This is a genomic window from Knoellia koreensis (genome assembly GCF_013041615.1).
Classification (GTDB): Bacteria; Actinomycetota; Actinomycetes; order Actinomycetales; family Dermatophilaceae; genus Pedococcus; species Pedococcus koreensis.
In genome coordinates this window covers 1-1,585 of record NZ_JABEPQ010000013.1, presented here as the reverse complement: position 1 = coordinate 1,585, position 1,585 = coordinate 1, and the positions used below count along the sequence as shown (strand labels likewise).

The 1,585-nt window shown below is 68.8% G+C and carries 2 protein-coding genes; both read right to left on the bottom strand.

What is annotated here, in order from left to right; genetic code table 11:
• Positions 1 to 61 precede the first annotated feature (61 nt).
• Positions 62 to 1,141: an integrase core domain-containing protein gene (locus tag HJG52_RS20305; protein ID WP_171245447.1), complete on the bottom strand. Its 1,080-nt coding sequence runs from the start codon at positions 1,139 to 1,141 to the stop codon at positions 62 to 64.
• On the bottom strand, positions 1,132 to 1,494 hold the full coding sequence (locus HJG52_RS20300) for a helix-turn-helix domain-containing protein (RefSeq protein WP_206071204.1): 363 nt from the start codon (positions 1,492 to 1,494) through the stop codon (positions 1,132 to 1,134). The genes HJG52_RS20305 and HJG52_RS20300 overlap by 10 nt, the downstream gene beginning before the upstream one ends.
• Positions 1,495 to 1,585 lie beyond the last annotated feature (91 nt).

Genomic DNA, 1,585 nt, shown 5'->3' with positions numbered 1-1,585 from the left:
CGAGGTGCGTCTGAGTAAATGCACCAGTTGGCGGTTGAAATACCCAGCCAGGAGGCGGTGCTCATGGGTGATCCTGGCGGTGTTCTCGGCGGGTGGCAAGTCGGGCACGCCGGGCGTTGTCGAGGCCGGCGCGGCGAGCGTCTCGGAGGGCTTGACCTCGGCCGTGGTGCTCGTCGTCGGGAGTGACGTAGCCGATGCCTTCGTGGAGCCGGACGGTGTTGTAGTGGGTCCGGAGCCGGTCGAGTTCGGCTTCCAGGTCGCCGGCGTCGGCGATCTTGTCCAGGTGGGGCCACTCGCCTTTGAGGTGCCCGAAGAACGACTCGACCCAGGCCTGGTCGTTGGGCGTGGAGGGTCTGCCGAAGTGCTGGGCGATCCGGGCTCCGGCGAGGAAGACCGCGGTCGCCTTCGACGTCATCTGAGGTCCGTTGTCGGAGACGGCGAGGAGCACCGGGACACGGTCGTCATCGTCGGGGACGATGCCGTGGGCGAGCTCCTCGAGCAGGGGCTGGTCGAGCAGGTGCTCCTTGCCGTCGGCGACCAGGGCGCGGGTGAAGGCGACCTCGACCTGGGTGGAGGTCTCCTCGGCCGAGACCACGGTGGCCAGCCAGTACCGCGAGACGACGTCGAGGACCGCGACCGCGCACCGCTGGGAGGCGCGGAAGTGGGTGAAGTCGTAGATCCAGATCACCCCCGGAACCAGCTCGGCCCATTCCGGCCACGGGCGTCTCTTCCCGCGCTCCCGGGGGGCCGGCTCGGGCAGATGCACGCCGTGGTCGACCAAGACCCGCAGAACCGTGGATTCCGAGGCGTAGAAGGCTCCCAGGCGCGATCCGCGGTGCGCGAGCTTGCGGTGCGACCGGTCGACCTCGGCCCACTCCTCGGCGATCTTGAGGATCGCTGCCCTCTCATGATCGAGCAGCGCGTGCGGCGCCTCCAACGGCCCAGGCTTGGCGTCGGCGAGCCGCCCCAGGACCGCACGGGCCTGCCAGCGCAGCACCCGCGCATGGTCCACTCCCAGCGTCGATGCGCTGCGTCGCAGCGACCAGCCGCCCTCGCGGGCGGCGTGGTCGACCAGGGCGAGCAGTCCGGCCTTGACATCGGCGTCCACCCGCGACGGGACCGGGCCGGCGGTCAGTCCCAACGCGATTTTCCCTTGTGCAGGTGCAGCTCCACGGCCTGCTCGGTGATGGTGGCCCGCAGCCGTTCGATCTCGGCCTGCGCTTGCTCCAGCTCGATCTGCTCGGCGCTCTTGCCCCGGCCACCGGGCCGTCCCGGCACCGACGCCGCCAACGCGTCCAAGGCGCCCTGCTTCGCGGTCTTGCACACGTGGATCACCGTCGACCGGTCGACCCCGAACTTCTCCGCAGCCTCCCGCTGGGTCGACTGCTGGGTCAACACCTGCACGAACAGCTCGTACTTCTCCGAAGGCGCCAACCGCTTCCTCGGCTTGCTCCTCGACTGCTGCAACCCGGGCTTGGGTTTGGGCTCTGTCATCTACTCCAACCTTTCGAAACGGACGAAACGTAGCCGTCTCCTGGTTGGGTGTTTCAGCCGGGCTCTGGTGTATTAACTCTGACGCGGAAGG